We start from the raw sequence: 17504 nt of genomic DNA on the forward strand, positions 1-17504 counted from the left end.
CCATGAGCCCCGTCTTCCCCGGCCGCTACACCACCCAGATCGAGGGCCCGTTCGTGGTGTTCCTCATCGGCCTGCGGGTGAATCGCCTCTGGGCGCTGCACCAATGGCTGCCGGTGGCGCGGGCGATGGGCCCCATGATGCGGGAACTTCTGGCCAGTCCCGAGCTCGGCCTGCTCAGTGCCCAGACGATCCTTTACTGGCGCGGTGTGGGGCTGGTTCAGTACTGGCGTTCCTTCGAAGCGCTGGAAAGCTTCTCGAAGAACCCGAAGGCCTCCCACCTGCCGGCCTGGAAGCGCTTCAACCAGGCGGTCGGCGCCAGTGGCAGCGTCGGCATCTGGCACGAGACCTATCTGGTGGAGGCCGGCGCCTATGAATGCGTCTACAGCAACATGCCCCGCTTCGGCCTGGCCCGGGCCGGAACCCATCAACCGGCCACCGGCGCCAGGGAAACGGCGAGCCGCCGTCTGGGTAGGGACGGCGATCCCACCGTGCCCAGCTATGACAACCCATGAGCTCCCAGCGCTAACACCCCTTGAGATCAGCACTGCCAGAATGATTGTCGTTTCAGGAATCGCCGTGTCTCGCCTTCGGTCGCCCCTTGCCCCCCTGGCCGCCGCCGGCCTCCTTGCCGCCCTCGGCGGCGCCCCCGCCCTGGCCCAGCAGCCCGGCCCTGGCGCCCAGAAGGCGGTGTTCGCCAACAAGGCGGAAGCCGAAGCCGCCGCCAAGCACTTCAACTGCACCGGGGCGCACAAGATGGGCAACCAGTGGATGCCCTGTGCCACCCATGGCGAAACCAAAGGCGGGACGTCCGGCCACGGCTCCCACTGATGCCTGACCCAGCCGCGCCCGAGAATCCATCCTCTGGCGGCACTCCTCCAATCGGCACCTCGGCCTGCGGTGGCCGGCCGAAGATCGTGGCCATCGGCATCGCCCCCCTGGGCATCATCTCGATCGGCATCGTGCCCATGGGGGTGATCAGCATCGGCGTCGTGCCGATGGGGGTGCTGAGCCTGGGGGCAGTGGCGATGGGGGTGATCAACGCCTCCGTCGTGGGCATGGGCATCCTCATCGCCGGCGTCAACGTGATGGGCGTCTGGTGGGTGGGGATGGAGGGGATGGGCCCCTACCGCCTCGGCAGCCCGAGCGGCCAGGTACACCATCACCACAACCACAGCTCAGGCCAGGGCCAGCCGAACCTCTACGCCTACCCCAGCCGCGACGAGGCCCTGAGGAAGGCGAAGGACCTCGGCTGCGAAGGGGCCCACGCCATGGGCTCCCTCTGGATGCCCTGCGAGGAACACCCCACCCCCTGATTTCAGGCCAGGGTCTTGAACATCACCAGGGCGTCCACCTCCCCCAGGCGGGGATGGCGGAAGCCCCCCGGCAGCCGGCCGATGGTGCGGAAGCCGTTGCGGCTCCAGGCGGCCACGCCGGCGGTGTTGGTGCTCACCACCAGGTTGAACTGCATCGCCGTAAAGCCCCGCCGCCGCGCCTCCTCCTGGGAGTGGCGGCAGAGGGCATGGCCCACCCCCCGGCCCCGGGCCGCCTCGGCCACCACATAACCGGCGTTGGCCACGTGGGCGCCCAGGCACGGCTGGTTGGGGCGCAGGTAGTAGGTGCCCACGATGGCGCCGTCCGCATCGGTGGCCACGAAGGTGGCGGCGACGGCCCCCACCCAGGCCTAACGGGCGGCGTCGCTGTCGATGGCAGGGTCGTGGGGGAAGGTTTCGCCGGCCCGGAACACCGGCTCCAGCACCGCCCACACCCCTGGCCAGTCGGCCGGCTCGTAAGCCCGGATCATCCCGCCGCTTGCACCACGATCGATTTGGTCACCGTACCGGGCAGATGCCGTGACACCGGACCGAGCTGTGGGGCACGGCATGGCTGGGGTGGTTGGCGGCGCCGAGGCTGCGCTGGCGCTGGAGGGCTTCGGCGCCCGTGAGCAGGGCCGACCCGACCAGCAGGGCGGCGAAGCCCTGGCGCAGGTGGCGATCGGAGAGGTGGGGGGCCAGGGCCTGGCCGCCGATCGCCCCCACCAGTCCGCCGGCGATCAGGGGCGCCAGCAGGGGCAGGCCGGCCGCCGGCCAGTGCCCCAGGGCCCCGAGGGCCACCAGGCTGTTGGTGGCGATCAGCACCAGGCTGGTGCCGCTGGCCAGGGGCATCGGCAGACCGGCCAGCAGCACCAGGGCGGGCACGATGGCGAAGCCGCCGCCCACGCCGGCGATGCCAGTGAGCAGGCCCACCAGCACCCCCTGGCCCGCCAGGGCCAGGGTCGCGCCGGCCCGCCGGGAACCGGTGGGGCGCGTGGCGCTGCCGGTGCCGCGACGCTGCCGGGAGAGCAGCCAGGCGGCCACCAGGGCGGCCGCAGCGAACACGGCCAGCTGCACCGGCTCGGGGATCAGCCCCTGCTTGACCAGGGAGCCGCCGATCCAGCTGCCGGCCAGGGCCGGCACCCCCAGGATCAGGGCGGGCCGGGGCGCCACCTGGCGCCGCCGCAGGTAGGGGCCGGCGTTGGCCACCGCCAGCAGGATGACGGCCAGGAGCGACAGGGGCACCGCCTCACGGGTGGGCAGCCCGGCGCCGCTGATCAGCAGGGGCAGCAGCAGGATCGAGCCGCCGGCGCCGAGCACCGCCAGCAGGAAGCCGATCACGGCACCGCCGGAGGCCATCAGCAGCAGCAGGGCGGCGCTCAAGAACGCCCCCCCTGCCAGGGCTGTGCGGCATGGCGTGGCGATGGGGGAAGGGCGGGCATCGAGGCGGGATCGGCTGCTTATTATGACTATACACGCATATAACGGCAAAAGAGTGAAAAGCTGCTGCCGTCTGCGCCCCATCGGCGGGAAAGGCGCTGCATAATGTCGCTAGCGGCATAGTGAACTGTCATGGGCGTGGTCGGTCCCGGGTCGATTCCCAGTCCGGAACTGCTGGAGGAGTTCAGCCAGTTCTTCCGGCTGCTGAGCGAGCCGGCCCGGCTCCAGCTGCTCTGCCACCTGCGCCAGGGTCCCTGTGATGTCGCCTCCCTGATCGAGGCCACCGGCTTCAGCCAGTCCCACATCAGCCGCCAGCTCTCCCAGCTGCAGCGGGCCGGCCTCGTCAGCTGCGAGCGCGAAGGGGTCCGTCTCATCTACCGGGCCGACGCCGAGCTGGTGGAGGAGCTCTGCCACCTGGTCCAGACGCGCATGAAGCAGCGCCTGCAGCAGCAGCTCGACCAGCTCCAGACCGCCTGAGGCCATGGGCCCCCACCCCCTGTGGACACGGGCCTTCCACGGTTTCAACCTGCTGGTGCTGCTGCTGATGGCCGCCAGCGGCCTTGAGATTTACAACGCCAATCCGGTCTTCGGCGGCCGGGCGGGGGTGACCGTGCCCGAGTGGCTCGCCCTCGGCGGCTGGCTGGCGGGCGGCCGCGACTGGCACTTCGGCGTCATGGGTCTGTACGCCGCCAACCTGGGGCTCTGGATCGGCCTACTGCTGCAGCGCCGCCACCGCCGTCTGGCTGACGGCGGCGATCTCGGAACCCTGCGCCACAGCGCCAGCGCACCGCGGCGCCGCCTGGCCAGCCACCGCATCACCTACACCCTGATGCTGGTCGTGCTGGCCTTCAGCCTGATCACGGGCCTGGCCATGTACAAGCCGGCCCAGCTGTGGTGGCTGGTGTCCCTGTTCGCTTTCGCCGAGCCGGCCGGCCACTCCAGTTGGCAGACGCTGCGGCTCTGCCACCTGGCCACCATCCCCGCCATGGTGCTGCTGCTGGTGGCCCACGTGGGGCTCTCCTGGCGGGTGGGCGGCCTGCGGCTGCTGCGGCGGATGGCCCTCTGATGCGGGGCGCCGACCCGGGCATCCCCGAGATGGCCGATCTCCCCGGTCGCCGCCGCGCCCTCGGCCTGCTGCTCTCCGGCGGCTCCTCCCTGCTGCTCGGCGGCTGCGGCCTCAACCGCTGGAGCGGCTCGGTGGGTGCGGCCACCCAGCCGCTGAACGAACGGATCGAGGCCCTGCTGCAGGGGAAGGGGCCGGTGCCGGAGTTCCGGCGCAGCCAGGTGGAGCCGGCCGCCCTGCTGGTCAACAGCTTCAACGGCACGCCCAACCTGGCGCCCGAGAGCTACCGGCTCGTCGTCAACGGGGCGGTGCGCCGGCCCCTGCGCCTCGATCTGCCCGCCCTGGCTGCCCTGCCCCAGCGGGAGTGCGTCATCCGCCACGTCTGCGTGGAGGGCTGGGCGGCGATCGTCGCCTGGTCAGGCCCGCGGCTGGCCGATGTGCTGGCCCTGGCGGGCCCGTCTCCCCTCGGGGCCTATCTGGCGATCCGCTCCGCCGACCAGTACTTCGAGACCTGGGATCTGGCTTCTGCCCTCCACCCCCAGACCCTGCTCGCCACCCACATGAACGGGGCGCCGCTGCCCGTGGCCAACGGCGCCCCCGTGCGGCTGGCGAGCCCCATCAAGCTCGGCTACAAGCAGAGCAAGTGGGTCACCGGCCTGGAGCTGATGACAAGCCTCGGCGACCGCCTCGGCACCTGGGAGGACAGGGGTTACGAGTGGTTCGCCGGGCTCTGATCGCGCCGGTGTCGCTCAGGCCTTGAGGGGCGCCCAGGCCATGGTGGCGTTGAACTTCTGGCACCAGATCAGCACCGATTTCTGGGCCTTCAGGTCGATCGAGGCGGGGATCACGTAGCTCTGGCCCCCCTTGCTGGATTTCAGCGAGGCCAGCACGGTGTAGCTGCCCGGTTTGAGGGGAAATCCGGGGGCCTTGGTGGCGGCCAGGGGCGTGGCCGAGGGGCTGAAGATCACCTTCAGATCCGGGGCCATGTCGTTGGTCTTGAAGTCGCCGCTGAGGGTGAGCACCGTCTTGCCGCCCTGTTCGCTGATCGAGAAGCCACCGGTCACCGGAGCCTCCGCCTTGCGGAAGCTGCCGCTGGCCATCGCCATGGCCATGGCCTGGCCCAGGGAAGCCGGGGCGGGGGGGATCGGAGCGCTGAGGCTGCGGGCGTGCAGGACGGCACCGGAGAGGGCCGTGGCCGTGACCAGGCCGAGGGCGCCGGTGCGGAGCAGGGCGCGGGTGGAGCGGGTCATGGGGGATGCGGTGTGAGGGGCGAGGGACAGGCCAGGCGTTGCGTCGCCAGAACCCGCGCTCACCGGGAGATACCCGTCAGCGGCCGGTCCGGATTGGATCCGGTTCCGGGTCAGGTGATCGGCACGGTGCGGTCGATGGCTTCGAGATTCACCAGGCGACGCCCCCGGTTGTCGATGGACACCAGATCGGCAAAGGTCCGGCCCTGGAGAATGTCCTCGATGCGGTAGTGGTGGACCTGGAGCAGGGACGATCCCGTCACTTCGTCGGAACCCTCCACCAGCACCATCAGGGCACCGCTGGCCCTGGCGATGGCGTCGAGACCCAGCTGGACCAGGGGACTCTCCGGGGTCAGCGGGTGGGTCAGCACCGCCGTCACGTGCAGCTGGGGCGTGGAGGGGTTCAGCAGCGGCAACGGGTGCACCCGGCGTTGCCACAACCCCGGTTCGATCTCCTCATCGACGAACAGGGTCATCGTGTACGACACCTTCAACCAGTAACTGGGGTCGGCGGTGACGAAGCGGCAGCTGAGGTGCCCACCGGGCCAGCCGCTCAGGCAAAGCCGACGGCTGAAGCGCAACGGGGAATCCACCTGGGTGAACCGCAGGAAGAACAGACCCGTGACCATGGCGGTGGTCAGGATGCCGACGATCCGCTGGGCCGCCGCCAGGCCCAGGGTGTAGGGCGAGCTGACCCTGGCGGACTGGAAGCTGGCGCTGAACAGGTTCTGCAGGGCGAAGATGCCGGTGGCGGGCAGCCCCATCGCCCCGTCGGCCTCCACATGGCCGGCATCCAGCTGGAACGCCAGGGCGAAGATCAGCACCTCCGCCAGGTAGATGAGCGTCATCGCCAGGAAGAACACCGGCCAGGGCATCCGCATCGCCATCGACACCGGCTGGCGCCAGAGGCTGGTCCAGGGGCTGCGCTGATGGCCCAGGGCCCGTTGCGGTTGTCCCAGAAGGGCACGCAGGCGGTCGAGGTGGGGCAGGCGCACGGGGGCCGCAGCCGGACACCCGAACAGTAGGTGCGCAGATCCGATCGGTTCCATCGTCGGTAGTACCCATGTCCCCACCCCGTCGCGGGCTTCCGGAGCGTTCCCCACCCATGCCGAACCCCCGTTCCAGCCGGCCGGCCCGCCCTACCCTGAGGCCCGAGGCCCACGGCGGGGTGCCCCTGAAAGCAAGCCTGGGTCTGCCGTGATCTCCGACGACGCCACCCCTGACGACAGCCTCGATGCCCTGCTGGCGGGCCACGCCCTGGGTGATCTGGATGGGGCGGAGCGGCAGCGACTCACCGACCTGCTGCGTGAGCAGCCCGAGCTCGGCCAGCGGCTGAACGAGTTCCGCACCACGCTGGAACTGATGCCCCTGGCGTTGCCCCAGACGGCCACGCCCCCGCCGCGGCTGCGCCAGCGGCTGATGGATCGGCTGGGGGCCGGGCCGGCGGCACGACCCACCCGGGGGCCGATCCCCACTCGGTGGGCGTGGCCGGCCATGGTGGGGCTGGCCCTGCTGGGGCTGGGCTATGAGCTGCACCAGACCCGCCAGCAGCTGGCGCAGATCCAGGGCCATCTCCATGCTGCCGTTCCCGTGGCTGGGGCATCCCGCCGCATGGCGCTGGCGGCCGTCGATCCCTCCGTTTCCGCTTCAGGGGAAGTGATGGTGACCGGCAACCCCACCCACAACGTGCTGATGCTGAATGATCTGCCTCCACCGCCGCCCCACCACGTGTATCGCCTCTGGGCCGATGTGGACGGCCAGAAGGTGGGCTGCGTCGCCTTCGTGCCCACGGGGCAGGGGCACGTGGCGATGCTGATTCCGACGATGCCCACCAGCGTCGCCACCCGGGTCAGCGTCACGGTGGAGAACGATCAAGTGGGGGCCAGCCCCAGCGGGCGCCTGGTGCTCACCAGCAGCATCTGATGGGCAGGGGCGTAGTGCCGCTGCTGCTGTACGTGCTGCTGCGGGGACTCGACGCCACGGTGCTCAAGGGACTGCAGCAGTTCGGGGCCGACCATCCGGTGCGGGGCATGGATCCGATCAGTTTCTGCAACCTGTTCTTTCTCGCCCAGCTCGCGGTGGGGCTGGCGGCCCTATGGCCTGGGCGAACAACCCTGACGGCCGATCTGGCCGCCCTGGTGCCGTCGGATCGGCGCCTGCTGGCCGTGGATGCCTTTCTGGGGCTGTTCCTCGGCCCCGTCGCCTACTACCTCGCCCTGGAATCGCTGTCGGTCATCAGCCAGACGTTGCTCTTCGCCCTGGTCCTGCCGGTGTCAGCCCTGCTGGCCCGTGGCTGGCTGGGGGAAGCCCTGCCGCGCAGCTTCTGGATCAGCCTGGTTCTCATCTCCGTCGGTCTGCTGCTGCCGTCGGTGTCCATGGCGGCGGCCGGTGGCGGCATGGATGGGACGGCGGGTCTGGCCTGGGCCCTGGTGGGGGTGCTGGCCTATGGGGCGGCGTCCGTCAGCGGCCGCCTCGTCGCCCGCCGGCGTCTGCCCCTGGGGGTCAGTGTCGGGGCGACCAACCTGGTGTCGGCCCTGGTCTTCGGCGTGATCGCCCTGGTGCTGTTCGGCCCCCACCATTTCCTGCTGCTGCAGCTCTGGTGGGTGGTGGGGGTGATCGGGCTCTATGCCCTCACCCTGCCCCTGGGCCGGGAACTGGCCCTGCGGCTCGCCTATCGCCACCTGCCGGTGGCGCAGGTCTCCCTGTGGAGCTCCCTGTCGCTGGTGGTGGCCCTGCTGAGTGCGGCCGTCCTGCTGGGGGAACCGCTCCAGGAGGCAAGCCTGGCCGGTTCGGCGCTGGTGCTGGCGGGGGTGCTGGCCAGTCGCTGGCGCTGGCCGATCCGATCCGGGCCGACGTCGGTACTTCTTCCTGCTGCCCCCGCCCCCGTGCCCCCTTGGCCGTGACTCCCCCCGACCCGGATGCCACGGGCGGCACAGGCCTGGGGACCCACCGGGGGGAACAGCAGGCCAGCTCCCGGGGCCTGGCCGACCTCTACGACAGCTGCGGCGGCCCCGTCTATCGACTGGCCCTGCGGCTGTGCCGCTCCAGCCAGGAGGCCGAAGACCTCACCCACGACGTCTTCCTGCGCTTCTGGCAGCAGGATCGCTACGACCCGTCCAGGGGACCGGTCCTGGCCTATCTGCTCCTGCTGACGCGTTCGATGGCGCTCAACCGCATCAGCCAGCGCAAGAACCGCTGGCAGCTGGTGCAACGCTGGTCGGAGCAGTTGTTCCCCGCTGCCGTGCCCACCCCCCAGGAACACGCGGAGGCGGACGACCTGGCGCGAAGGGTTCGCCAGGCCCTCGACGCCATCCCCGTCAACCAGCGGCAGGTGCTGGAGATGGCTTACTACGAGGGGCTGAGCCAGTCGGCGATCGGTGCCCTGCTGCAGCTGCCCCTCGGTACCGTCAAGACCCGGGCCCGCCAGGGCCTGATCCGCCTGCGCGCCCTGCTCCACGACGCGCCCCCCCAGCCATGACGCCCCTCCCCACCCAGCTCCATGCCGATCCGGCCCTGCGGGTCGTCGTCGACAGCGGGGCCCTGGCCTGGCATCCATCGCCCCTGGCCGGGGTGGAGCGGCGCCCGCTGGAACGCGACGGCGACGAGGTTGCCCGGGCCACCTCGCTCGTCCGCTACGCCCCCGGCAGCCACTTCTCCCCCCATCAGCACGGTGGCGGCGAGGAGTTCCTCGTGCTGGAGGGGGTCTTCTCCGATGAGTACGGCGATTACGGCGCCGGCACCTACGTCCGTAACCCGGTCGGCTCCTCCCATGCGCCCTGCAGTGCGGCCGGCTGCACGATCCTGGTGAAACTGCGGCAGATGGATCCGGCCGACCAGACGCGGGTGGTGATCGATACCGGTGGCGCGACCTTCGTGCCCGGCCTGGTGCCCGGGCTGAGCGTCCTGCCCCTGCACGGTTTCGGCACCGAACAGGTGGCCCTGGTGCGCTGGGAGCCCGGAACCCGCTTCCCCCTCCACGCCCACCCGGGGGGCGAGGAGATCTTCGTGCTCGAGGGGGTGTTCGAGGACGAGCAGGGGGCCTACCCGGCCGGGACCTGGCTGCGCAACCCGGCCGGCAGTCGCCATGCCCCCTTCAGCAGCCGCGGTTGCCTGATCTGGGTCAAGACGGGCCACCTCGACCCGGGCACGGCCTCCCGGCCCGGCTGATCGCGGTTCAGGAGGTCGCCGCCCGGCCCCGCAGCGGTGCCACCGCCAGGGCGACCAGGAAGGCCACCAGCTGGGCGATCACGACGCAGGGGCCGGAGGGCAGCGCGAAGGCGGCCGACAGCAGCAGGCCGAGCACGGCGCCGGCGGCCCCCAGTCCGGCGGAGAGGGCCACATAGGTGCCGAAGCGCCGACTCACCAGCCGCGAGGCACAGGCGGGGATGACCACGAAGGCGCTGATCAGCAGCACCCCCACCGCCTTGACGGAGATGGCCACCACCACGGCCAGCAGGACCAGGAACAGCAGCCGGTGCAGGGACACGGCCACCCCCCGGGAGCGGGCGAGGGGTTCGTCGAGGGTAAGCAGCACCTGGTCGCGCCGGGTGAGGGTGAGGTAGCCGGTGGTGACGACGAGCAGGGCCCCGATCAGGGCCAGGTCGAGCCAGGTGACCCCCAGGATGTCGCCGAACAGAAGCTGCTGGATCCCGCCCTTGTAGACGTGCAGCAGGCTCAGGGCCACCACGGCCATGGCGAGCGAAGAGGAATAGACGATGTTCAACAGGGCATCGGCCGGCAGCTTGCTGCGCTGCACCAGCTGGTTCGTCATCAGGGCGAACAGCACCGCAAAGGGGATCAGCACCAGGGTGGGATCGATCCCCAGCAGCAGGCCCAGGGTGATGCCGAGCAGGGCCGAATGGCCCAGGGCGTCACTGAAGAAGGAGAGCTGGCGCAGCACGGCGAAGCTGCCCAGCACGCCGCCGAGGGCGCCGCTGAGAAGACCGCCCAGCAGGGCCCGCTGCATGAAGGGGAGCTGGAGCAGCTCCACCAGGGTCGATGCCCCTGCCATGCCCTCGGTCATGGGCGCTGTCCCCGGTCCGTCGCTGCCATCGGCTCAGGGTACCCAGGGCGCTCGGGCGGGGCCTCAGGAGAACGTGTGGGCCAGCGCCAGGTCCAGCGCCTCGGCGACCAGGGCCAGGGAGGCCGCCAGCAGGGCCAGGCGACCGGCGCGGCAGAACAACCGTGAGGTGATGACGAAACCCATCGGGATCATGGCTGTACTCCGGTGCAGGGCAAGGGGGAAGGGCTCAGTGGGAGGGGCGGTGCAGGGGACGCAGATCCGGCAGGGCGACCGAGAAGGCGGGGGATCCGTGGCGGGTGAGGGGCCAGCGCCGCACCCAGCAGCTGTCGGTTTCCTCGTCGATGCTGATCACCTGGTAGGTGCCGCCCTGGCGGCTGCCCAGCGCCACGAAGCTGCCGGGGTGCAGGGCTGCTGCCGGATGGGATGGGGTGTGAGGCATGGATGGACCACGCAGCAGCCTTCAACGTAACAGAAGGTTGCGAATTGGTTGACGATTCGCCCCACCGTGTGCATTCCAAAGCACAGGGCCCGGACCCTGAACACACGTAGCCCCCCTCGAGCGTGACCCGAAGGGGGCTACTTTGCGAGGCGATGGGGAGTTGATCAATCTCCCCGGCCCGCACCTTTGATCTAAATCGGAAGCGACGGCGACAGCGCTGGCCCGTACATAGCTTCACGGACCGGCTGTCGCCGGGCCCGGTTCACTCGTCGTCGTCGGAGCCGCCCACGGGCACCAGCCGGATCGCCTTGCGGCCGAGCTTGATCTCGAACTCATCGCCCGGCTCGAGGCCCAGCATCGCGGTGTAGGCCTTGCCCACCAGCAGGTTGCCGTTGAACTGGACCTTGGCGGTATAGCCGAGCTTGCGGCCGGCCTTGGTGGCCGCCTTGCCGACGCCGTCGCCGAGGTTGATCCCCTTGGCATCGAGAAGCGCTTCGTAGAAGGCCGTGAAGTTCAGGCGCTCGTTGCCGTCCTTCTTGGTGCTCACGTAGCCGCAGCTGCGCACCAGATCGGACTTCGAGGCATCGCCCAGCTCTTTCACCTTGGCGAGCAGATCGGCACCTTTGAGCATGATGCAATGGCGGTTGGTATTGGCCGAAATTCTACAACTCGGGCCTGCGATCGCCAGGGGAGCCAGGTTCAGCTTTTGGGTGGACCGTCCACCTGGTACTGCACCTGCTGGGGGAAGGGGATCTCGATCTGCCGGTCCCGGAAGACCCGCCAGATGGCGGCCTGGACTTCGCTGCAGATGGAGACGTTATCCATCGGGTTGGCGATCCAGAAACGCAGGGCGTAGTCGATGGAGGAATCGCCATAACGCAGCAGCAGGCCCTTCGGCGCCGGGGTGGCCAGAATCCGGCTCTGGCCGCGGGCCGTGGCTTCCAGCAGGGCGATCACGTCGTCGGGATCGTGGTGGTAAGCCGCACTGACCAGCACCTGGCTGCGCCGGAGGGTGTCGGTGCCCGTGTAGGTGACGGTGGTGCTGGTGAAGAAGGTCTGATTCGGGATCACCAGTTCGGCGTTATCCCGGTCGCGCCAGAGCACGGCGGCCCGCAGGCCGAGGCTGCGCACTTCACAGGGATCACCGTCGATGAACAGCACCTCCCCCGGTCGCACCGACCCCTCGAACAACAGCCAGAGGCCGCTGACGAAGTTCGAGAAGACTTCCTTGATGCCGAAACCCAGGCCCACCGAAAGACCGCCGGCCACCGCCAGGATCGCGGTGCGGTTGAAGCCCACGTGATCGAGGGCCCAGACGATGCCGACGGCCACCGCCGCATAGCGGATCATCAGGGCCAGGGCCCGGCGGCTGCCGTTGCTGATGCCCACACTGCGCTGCACCAGCCAGGCCACACCCTGGGCCGGCGGCCCGGTGCCCATGGCCAGCACATACAGGATCACCACCGCCAGCAAAAAGCTGCCCACCGTCACTTCTGAGCCGAACCATTCACCGATGGGGATCAGGGCCAGATCCTGGGGGTTGTCGAACACCCGGATCACCAGCAAAGCGGAGACCAGCAGGTACGCCGGGCGGATCAGGCGCGTCTCCAGCAACTGCATCGGCTGGGGCTGGATGAAGCGGCCCAGGAGCAGTCGCACCCCGCCCAGCCCCAGCCAGCCGAGATACAGCAGCAGCCCCAGCAGCACCAGGCCGAAGGGCTGCCCGCCCAGCCCCAGGGCCAGCGACAGCAGGCCCAGCAGCGTGGGGATCACCAGCTTCGGCCGCCCTGCCGGGGGAAACCGCGGGGCCAGCCGCCGGCCCAGCAGCCCCTGGCCCATGAACACGAGCAGCAGCAGGATCAGCTGGATGCGCACCTCGATGCGTTGCAGGTAGCCGAACCAGCCGAAGATCTCCAGCAGCAGCATGTTCATCGGGACCTCTCGCCACCCAGGAGGTCGATCAGGCCCTTGAGGGTGTCCTCCTGGCTCAGGTCATCAAAGAGGAAGCGGGTGAGCAGCGCCTGCCAGGCGTCCCTCTGGCCCTTGCTGGTCTTCCCCTCCAGGCGGAGCGTCGAGCTCTGTATCGACTGCTTTCGGCCTTCCACCATGGCGGCCACCACGGAGGAACTGCTCACCGGCGGAGCCACCTTCCGGTTCACCGGCAGCACGTACTGGTTGCGAAGAACCATGTCTCGCTGGTGCAGCGGACTGATGGCGAATCGGGCCAGGGCCAGGGCCAGCTGGCGCTGGTCCGGACTGGAGTTGACCCCGAAGGCGAGCACCCGCTCCCGGGTGATCGGGCTGGCGGCGCCGAAGGGGCCGGAGGGCAGGGGGGACACGCCCAGGTTCTTGCCCAGGCGCGACCGGAGCCGGGTGATGTTGATGCTGCGGCAGGGAATCCAGTCGAGGCTCCCCACCATCAGCTCCTTCAGCAGTTCCGGCTCGGTGGGATACACGGTGACGTGCTGCTGCAGGTCGGCCGCGCGCAACCACTGCAGCCAGCCATCCAGGCTGGTCCGCATCGCCGGGGTCGCCGGTTTCCCGGCCAGCAGGTCGCTGACGGCGTCGATTGCCCCAAGCGGGCCCAGGGTCCAGGCCAGGCTCGCCGCATCGAGAGACAGCCCCACCTCCATCCCCTTGGCACTGAAGGCCAGAAGCTCGCTGAGGGTGGCGGGGGTACGGCTGACGCGGCGCCGATCGAAGCAGGCCACAAGGGGCTGCAGCTCCAGGGGGAGGCCCGTCAGGGTGCCGTCCCTGCGCCGCACGCGCAGCACGGAGCCCGCATCCAGCTGATCCAGCACCGCGGCCGGGAAGGACACGGTGCTGATGAGCCGTTCCCGGGCCAGTTCCTGGGCCGTGGACTCGTTCACCAGCAGCAGGTCGGGGCTCAGGCCCGTCCGGTTGCGGACCAGGAGCTCATTGCGCAGCCGTTCCTCGGTGAAGGTTTCCACCTGAAGCCGGACCCGCGGCTGCAGGGTGCGGAACGAGGCCTGCAGCAGGGCCGTGCGCTCACGGACTTCCTTCTGCAGTTCGGTGTCCAGGGCCTCCTGGCTGACCCCAACCGCGATGTAGAGGGTGCCCTCGAGGGGGCGCAGGATCGGCTGCAGCCGCTGCCCCTGGCAGCCCCCCAGGGTGGCCAGCAACGGGATGGCGAGCCCCACGGCGAGCCGCCTGATCCGGGCCTGGCATCGGCCCTGGCCGGGCGGGGTGGTGGAGCGGCGGCGGAGGGGGATCACATGGGGAGGTTAGGGGTGTTGCCCGCGGCGGGCCCGCAGGGCCAGCACGGTGGGACCGACCCAGTAGGCCCCCGGATCCAGGCGCGCCCTGGCCATGGCCGCGGCCGCAGCGGCGGACTCCTCGGCCGACCAGTGGCCCTGGCGGATCAGCTCCTGCCCGTAGAGGGTGACGAAGCGCTCCAGCCAGCGGGCCCAGGGGTCACCGCCCCGACCCACCACCGGCAGGGGCAGCAGTTCCTCGATCCCGAAACCCCGGGCCGCCAGCAGGCTGGGCAGGCGCCGGTTGACATCCGGATTGCCGCCGGCGCCGCGGAAGCTGGCGATGGCGGCGTCGCGGAAGCGGGCGATCGCGGCGCCATCGGGATGGAGGCCGAAGGTGTTCCAGTGGACGTATTCATGGGCCACCAGGACGCCGCCGGGCCGCAGGCTGGTGGTCACCAGCTCCAGCAGCGGCTCGAGCCGGGGCAGGAACATGGCCAGCCAGCGGCACCAGGCCAGATCGAAGCCCCCCGTGCCGAGCCCGGGAGCGCGGTGGCCCCGGTCGTCCGTGGTGGCAGCCCCCCCCAGGTCCACGGCCTGCACCTCCAGCTGGTGGAAGCCCGACTGCGCCGCCGCCGCCCGGGCCGCCGCGACGTAGGCCCCGCTGCGCTCCAGGGCCAGCACCCGGCCGCCGGGGCCGACGATGCGGGCCAGATCGAGGGCGCAGAAGCCGGGCCCCGCCCCGAGGTCAAGCACCCGCTGGCCTGGCCCCAGGCCGGCCCGCTCCCAGGCCGCGATGGCGGCCGGTCGCCAGAGCTCATGCTGCAGCCGCAGCCGCTCCTGCTCCTCCGGTTCCGTCCCCAGGATGTAGGTGTCCGCCGGCGTGTCGCCTGAGGTCATCGACCGGGCGCTGCTCAGTCCTCGGGGTAGAGCAGTTCGGCGAGTTCGTCGGGGTCCACGTCGTAGACACGGGCCAGGGTGGTCTCGATGGCGCTGGTCACCACGTCCGGCAGGAAGCGCATCGCGTTCAGGGCGTCGTCGGCGATGTCGTCGGTGAGGAGTTTGTCGCCCCCCAGCTTCTCGTCGTTGATCACGGCCATCACCCAGCTCTGGTAGGCGGTGACGAGATCGGCGAACTCGAGCTCAGGATCGTTCAGATCGAGGGCCATCGGGCGTCTCCAGGGACGGTCGTTGCCCCTGCAGTTTGCCGCTTGGCCGTCAGGATGGCTGGATGGATCAGGAACCCCTGCCATCGGTGGCCTCCCTGCAGGGCACCCTTTTCGACTTCGCCATTGCGGAGCTGGTGCGCCAGCACCGGCAGAGCTTCCCGCCCCTGTGGACGGCGGAGAGCTGGGCCAAGCTGCTCATCTGGCTGGCCCTCAGCTGCGGCTGTTCCGGCGAGGCCCGGGCCCTCGAGGCCTTCGCGGCGGCCCTGGGTCCGGCGCTCACGGCCCGCATGCGGCGGCTGTTCTTCGAGCGGGAGCTCCCCGACCTCAACCTGCGGGTGATGGCCGATCCGGCCGAGCAGCAGGTGCTGGTGCTGCCCCTGGAGGCCGGGCCCGCACCCGCCGCCGGCGCCGAGGAGGCCATGGCAGCGGCGGCCGCCGCCCTCGCGGCGGTGGGCCTCAGCCCTCTGGTGTCGGACGATCGAGGGCGCTGGCAGTCGCTGGAGGCGCTGGTCGCCGTGCCCTGGCGGAACGGGCAGGGCTGAGGCCGGCGCAGCGGCGCCGCAGGCGCCGGGCCTGGGCGAAGGCGACGCCGACGCCGAGCAGGGGCAGGGGGCCGGGCACCGGCGACGGGGTGAGGGCGAGCAGCTCGCCGTTCACCCCGTCGCCATCGTTGGCCACGTAGATCGTGCCGTCGCGGCCGACGGCCAGGCCCGTGGGGCTGACCAGGTCATCGAAGATCGTGCGGACGCTGCCATCGAGGCCCAGCTTCAGGATGCTGCCCGACGGGGGGCCCCAGAAGTCATCGCTGTACTGGAGCAGGTAGAGCGCATCATCCGGTCCGGCGGCGATGTCGATCAGGTTGCTGAAGCCGCCGGCAAACTTCGTCACCGGGTTGATGAAGTCGTAGCGGAACACGTCGGCGGTCCCGGGGGCGAAGGGAAAGCCGGAGAGCTGGGTGATGTACAGCGCCCCGTCGGGGCCGATGGTCATGCCGGTGGGCACGGCCTGGGCCGGGACCTCGGGGAAGGGGAAGGGAAAGGGCAGCGGCGGGGTGGTGACGAGTTCATCGGGGAACACGTTGACCAGCGAGACCTGGTTGGCGCCGTCGGCCTTCACCAGGCTGTTGCCGCCGGAATCGGTGACGTAGGTGTCGTCCCCGCGCACCACCAGGGCGAAGGGATTGCTGTTGAGATCCTTGCCGTCGGGATTCTGGGTCGCTTCGAAACCGGCGATGTCGGCCAGGGGCGTCAGGCTGCCGGCGGCCAGGTCGATGGCGACCGTCTTGCCGAAGAGGGGGCTGCCCGCGCCGGGGATCAGGGTGGGGTTGCCGCCGAAGCCGAAGACGCCGAAGAGCTGGCCGGAGCCGTTGAAGGCGAGGTCCGCCAGGCCCGTTCCCTCGGGGAACAGGGGGGAGGACTGGACCGCCAGGGACGGCAGGTTGGAGAGCGCCCGGGAATAGATGTTGGTGGAGCGGTCGAACAGGCCCACGGCGCCGGTGGTGCCGTAGCAGAGGGTGTTGCCGCTGCCGGCGACGAGGCAGGGGCCGCTGCCGCCCCGGCCCGCTTCGCTGAGCACGAGGTTGCCGTTCGGCGCGATCGTCAACCCGCGCGGATTCTCCAGCCCCGTCGCCAGGGTCCGGACCCGGTACGGAGCGGCGTCGGCGGGGGCGCCTGCGGCCAGCAGGCCGGCGCCGGCCCAGGCCCCCAGGGCCAGGCCAACCAACCCATGGCCAAGCAGACGATGGCCAGGCCGGAGCGGGCGTTGGGGGGCGGCGGGGTGCAGCGGCGACGGCGTCATCGGCAAGACGGTCCGGGGGAGGCGACAGGCGGCACTCTGCCGATCCTGCGGGCCCCGTCAAGACGCCGAGGACACCCCCGCTGGACGTCGAGCCTGCGTTCTAGGTTCCATGTCCCTGAGGTCCCGGGCGCGGATGCGGCTGATCGGCAGCTTCGAGGATCCCGGCTATGTGGCCCTGGCCGATGCGGCGATGGCCTTCTTCGACCGCCGCACCGACCTGCAGCGGCGCGGGGTCGCCTTCTCCTTCGGGGCCGAGGCGGGCGCCGGCGATCCCGGTGCGGCGGGGGCGGCGGATCCCGGCAAGATCTCCACCGACATCAGCCTGGTGTGGATCGACCGCTCCGACCCCGAGGCCCAGGGCCTGGCGGACGTGATCATGCGCGGCGTCTCCGCCGGTCTGAAGCGCTACCTGGCCGAGCGGCCCCTGTTCCTCACCTGCTGCCCGGAGCGCTCCCTGTTCGTCAACCCGATCTTCAACCTGCAGCGCTACGCGCCTGGGGAGGGGTTCTACAGCTGGCACTGCGACTGGAACACCAGCGATGAGGCCACCGAGCCGATCCGCCGGGTGCTGGCCTGGATCCTCTACCTCGACACGGTCCCCGACGCCGGCACCGAATTCCACTGGCAGGACCACCACGAGGAGGCCGTCAAGGGCAAGCTGGCGATCTTTCCCGCCGGCCTCTCCCACCTGCATCGGGGCCGCGTCAGCCAGACCCACAGCAAGACCATCGCCACCGGCTGGATCAATGCCGGCACGTTGGACGCCTACGTGGCGCGCCTCGCCGCCGGCTGAGGCCCCGG

At 70.5% G+C, this 17504-nt stretch carries 24 protein-coding genes; 12 read left to right on the forward strand and 12 right to left on the reverse strand.

The genetic code is table 11. From position 1 onward, the window contains the following. The first annotated feature begins 2 nt into the window (after positions 1-2). The 3 genes from KUG38_RS06245 (at position 3) to KUG38_RS06255 (ending at position 1313) form a co-directional block, all read left to right on the forward strand. The gene (locus KUG38_RS06245) at positions 3-512 is read left to right on the forward strand and encodes a DUF4188 domain-containing protein (protein ID WP_216919907.1); all 510 of its coding nucleotides are present in this window, start codon (positions 3-5) and stop codon (positions 510-512) included. 64 nt (positions 513-576) lie between these two features. Beyond that, complete coding sequence (locus KUG38_RS16905; protein ID WP_353617731.1) at positions 577-828, forward strand: DUF3721 domain-containing protein; 252 nt, start codon at positions 577-579, stop codon at positions 826-828. Then, positions 828-1313: a DUF3721 domain-containing protein gene (locus KUG38_RS06255; RefSeq protein WP_216919911.1), complete on the forward strand. Its 486-nt coding sequence runs from the start codon at positions 828-830 to the stop codon at positions 1311-1313. The genes KUG38_RS16905 and KUG38_RS06255 overlap by 1 nt, the downstream gene beginning before the upstream one ends. A 2-nt stretch (positions 1314-1315) precedes the next feature. Here KUG38_RS06255 and KUG38_RS06260 read toward each other — a convergent pair whose 3' ends face one another. Both KUG38_RS06260 and KUG38_RS06265 read right to left on the reverse strand, forming a co-directional pair. Further along, positions 1316-1675, reverse strand: a complete 360-nt coding sequence (locus tag KUG38_RS06260; RefSeq protein WP_353617732.1) for a GNAT family N-acetyltransferase — start codon at positions 1673-1675, stop codon at positions 1316-1318. Positions 1676-1829: 154 nt separating this feature from the next. Next, positions 1830-2693 (reverse strand): sulfite exporter TauE/SafE family protein, encoded by an 864-nt coding sequence (locus KUG38_RS06265; protein ID WP_286195660.1) that lies wholly within the window; start codon positions 2691-2693, stop codon positions 1830-1832. A gap of 189 nt (positions 2694-2882) precedes the next feature. Here KUG38_RS06265 and KUG38_RS06270 point away from each other — a divergent pair, with 189 nt between their 5' ends. The 3 genes from KUG38_RS06270 to KUG38_RS06280 are packed head-to-tail and all read left to right on the forward strand — an operon-like array spanning position 2883 to position 4547. Next, positions 2883-3227, forward strand: coding sequence for an ArsR/SmtB family transcription factor (locus tag KUG38_RS06270; protein WP_216919913.1), 345 nt, complete (start codon positions 2883-2885; stop codon positions 3225-3227). Between the two features lie 4 nt (positions 3228-3231). Beyond that, complete coding sequence (locus tag KUG38_RS06275; protein ID WP_216919915.1) at positions 3232-3816, forward strand: cytochrome b/b6 domain-containing protein; 585 nt, start codon at positions 3232-3234, stop codon at positions 3814-3816. After that, positions 3816-4547, forward strand: a complete 732-nt coding sequence (locus KUG38_RS06280) for a molybdopterin-dependent oxidoreductase (RefSeq protein WP_286195661.1) — start codon at positions 3816-3818, stop codon at positions 4545-4547. Before KUG38_RS06275 ends, KUG38_RS06280 begins: the two co-directional genes overlap by 1 nt. 15 nt (positions 4548-4562) lie before the next feature. On the opposite strand, the gene KUG38_RS06285 is transcribed toward KUG38_RS06280, so the two are convergent. Together KUG38_RS06285 and KUG38_RS06290 are read right to left on the reverse strand one after the other, a co-directional pair. Next, positions 4563-5063, reverse strand: coding sequence for a DM13 domain-containing protein (locus KUG38_RS06285; RefSeq protein WP_216919917.1), 501 nt, complete (start codon positions 5061-5063; stop codon positions 4563-4565). A 110-nt stretch (positions 5064-5173) separates the two neighbouring features. Beyond that, on the reverse strand, positions 5174-6055 hold the full coding sequence (locus KUG38_RS06290; RefSeq protein WP_216919919.1) for a hypothetical protein: 882 nt from the start codon (positions 6053-6055) through the stop codon (positions 5174-5176). 202 nt (positions 6056-6257) lie between these two features. Between KUG38_RS06290 and KUG38_RS06295 the strand changes: the two genes are divergently transcribed. The 4 genes from KUG38_RS06295 to KUG38_RS06310 are packed head-to-tail and all read left to right on the forward strand — an operon-like array spanning position 6258 to position 9227. Next, positions 6258-6983 carry an anti-sigma factor domain-containing protein gene (locus KUG38_RS06295; RefSeq protein WP_216919921.1) on the forward strand — a complete coding sequence of 242 codons (726 nt, stop codon included), beginning with the start codon at positions 6258-6260 and terminating at the stop codon, positions 6981-6983. A 14-nt stretch (positions 6984-6997) separates the two neighbouring features. Then, positions 6998-7963 carry a DMT family transporter gene (locus KUG38_RS06300; RefSeq protein ID WP_216919923.1) on the forward strand — a complete coding sequence of 322 codons (966 nt, stop codon included), beginning with the start codon at positions 6998-7000 and terminating at the stop codon, positions 7961-7963. Continuing rightward, a complete protein-coding gene (locus KUG38_RS06305; RefSeq protein WP_216919926.1) occupies positions 7960-8538 on the forward strand; it encodes a sigma-70 family RNA polymerase sigma factor in 579 nt (192 codons plus the stop codon). The genes KUG38_RS06300 and KUG38_RS06305 overlap by 4 nt, the downstream gene beginning before the upstream one ends. Continuing rightward, complete coding sequence (locus KUG38_RS06310; RefSeq protein ID WP_216919928.1) at positions 8535-9227, forward strand: cupin domain-containing protein; 693 nt, start codon at positions 8535-8537, stop codon at positions 9225-9227. The genes KUG38_RS06305 and KUG38_RS06310 overlap by 4 nt, the downstream gene beginning before the upstream one ends. Before the next feature lie 7 nt (positions 9228-9234). Here KUG38_RS06310 and KUG38_RS06315 read toward each other — a convergent pair whose 3' ends face one another. From KUG38_RS06315 to KUG38_RS06345, 7 genes are all read right to left on the reverse strand, one after another. Beyond that, the gene (locus tag KUG38_RS06315) at positions 9235-10071 is read right to left on the reverse strand and encodes a metal ABC transporter permease (protein WP_094585374.1); all 837 of its coding nucleotides are present in this window, start codon (positions 10069-10071) and stop codon (positions 9235-9237) included. A gap of 238 nt (positions 10072-10309) precedes the next feature. Beyond that, entirely contained in the window at positions 10310-10522 is a 213-nt protein-coding gene (locus KUG38_RS06320) for a DUF8657 domain-containing function (protein ID WP_216919930.1), read from the reverse strand. 262 nt (positions 10523-10784) lie between these two features. Continuing rightward, positions 10785-11153 carry an AbrB family transcriptional regulator gene (locus KUG38_RS06325; protein WP_015110192.1) on the reverse strand — a complete coding sequence of 123 codons (369 nt, stop codon included), beginning with the start codon at positions 11151-11153 and terminating at the stop codon, positions 10785-10787. 68 nt (positions 11154-11221) lie between these two features. Beyond that, positions 11222-12454: a mechanosensitive ion channel family protein gene (locus KUG38_RS06330; RefSeq protein ID WP_216919932.1), complete on the reverse strand. Its 1233-nt coding sequence runs from the start codon at positions 12452-12454 to the stop codon at positions 11222-11224. Continuing rightward, positions 12451-13683: an extracellular solute-binding protein gene (locus KUG38_RS06335; RefSeq protein ID WP_216919934.1), complete on the reverse strand. Its 1233-nt coding sequence runs from the start codon at positions 13681-13683 to the stop codon at positions 12451-12453. The genes KUG38_RS06330 and KUG38_RS06335 overlap by 4 nt, the downstream gene beginning before the upstream one ends. Positions 13684-13767: 84 nt before the next feature. After that, positions 13768-14637, reverse strand: a complete 870-nt coding sequence (locus KUG38_RS06340; RefSeq protein WP_216919936.1) for a methyltransferase domain-containing protein — start codon at positions 14635-14637, stop codon at positions 13768-13770. 14 nt (positions 14638-14651) lie between these two features. Next, entirely contained in the window at positions 14652-14906 is a 255-nt protein-coding gene (locus KUG38_RS06345; protein WP_094585220.1) for a hypothetical protein, read from the reverse strand. 62 nt (positions 14907-14968) lie between these two features. Here KUG38_RS06345 and KUG38_RS06350 point away from each other — a divergent pair, with 62 nt between their 5' ends. Continuing rightward, on the forward strand, positions 14969-15448 hold the full coding sequence (locus tag KUG38_RS06350) for a protein phosphatase (protein WP_216919939.1): 480 nt from the start codon (positions 14969-14971) through the stop codon (positions 15446-15448). On the opposite strand, the gene KUG38_RS06355 is transcribed toward KUG38_RS06350, so the two are convergent. Continuing rightward, the gene (locus KUG38_RS06355; RefSeq protein ID WP_216919940.1) at positions 15363-16628 is read right to left on the reverse strand and encodes a ScyD/ScyE family protein; all 1266 of its coding nucleotides are present in this window, start codon (positions 16626-16628) and stop codon (positions 15363-15365) included. The genes KUG38_RS06350 and KUG38_RS06355 overlap by 86 nt on opposite strands. A gap of 208 nt (positions 16629-16836) precedes the next feature. Between KUG38_RS06355 and KUG38_RS06360 the strand changes: the two genes are divergently transcribed. Next, the gene (locus KUG38_RS06360) at positions 16837-17496 is read left to right on the forward strand and encodes a 2OG-Fe(II) oxygenase (protein ID WP_216920201.1); all 660 of its coding nucleotides are present in this window, start codon (positions 16837-16839) and stop codon (positions 17494-17496) included. The last annotated feature ends 8 nt before the right edge of the window (positions 17497-17504 follow it).

This window comes from Synechococcus sp. CCAP 1479/9 (genome assembly GCF_019038535.1).
GTDB lineage: Bacteria > Cyanobacteriota > Cyanobacteriia > PCC-6307 > Cyanobiaceae > Cyanobium.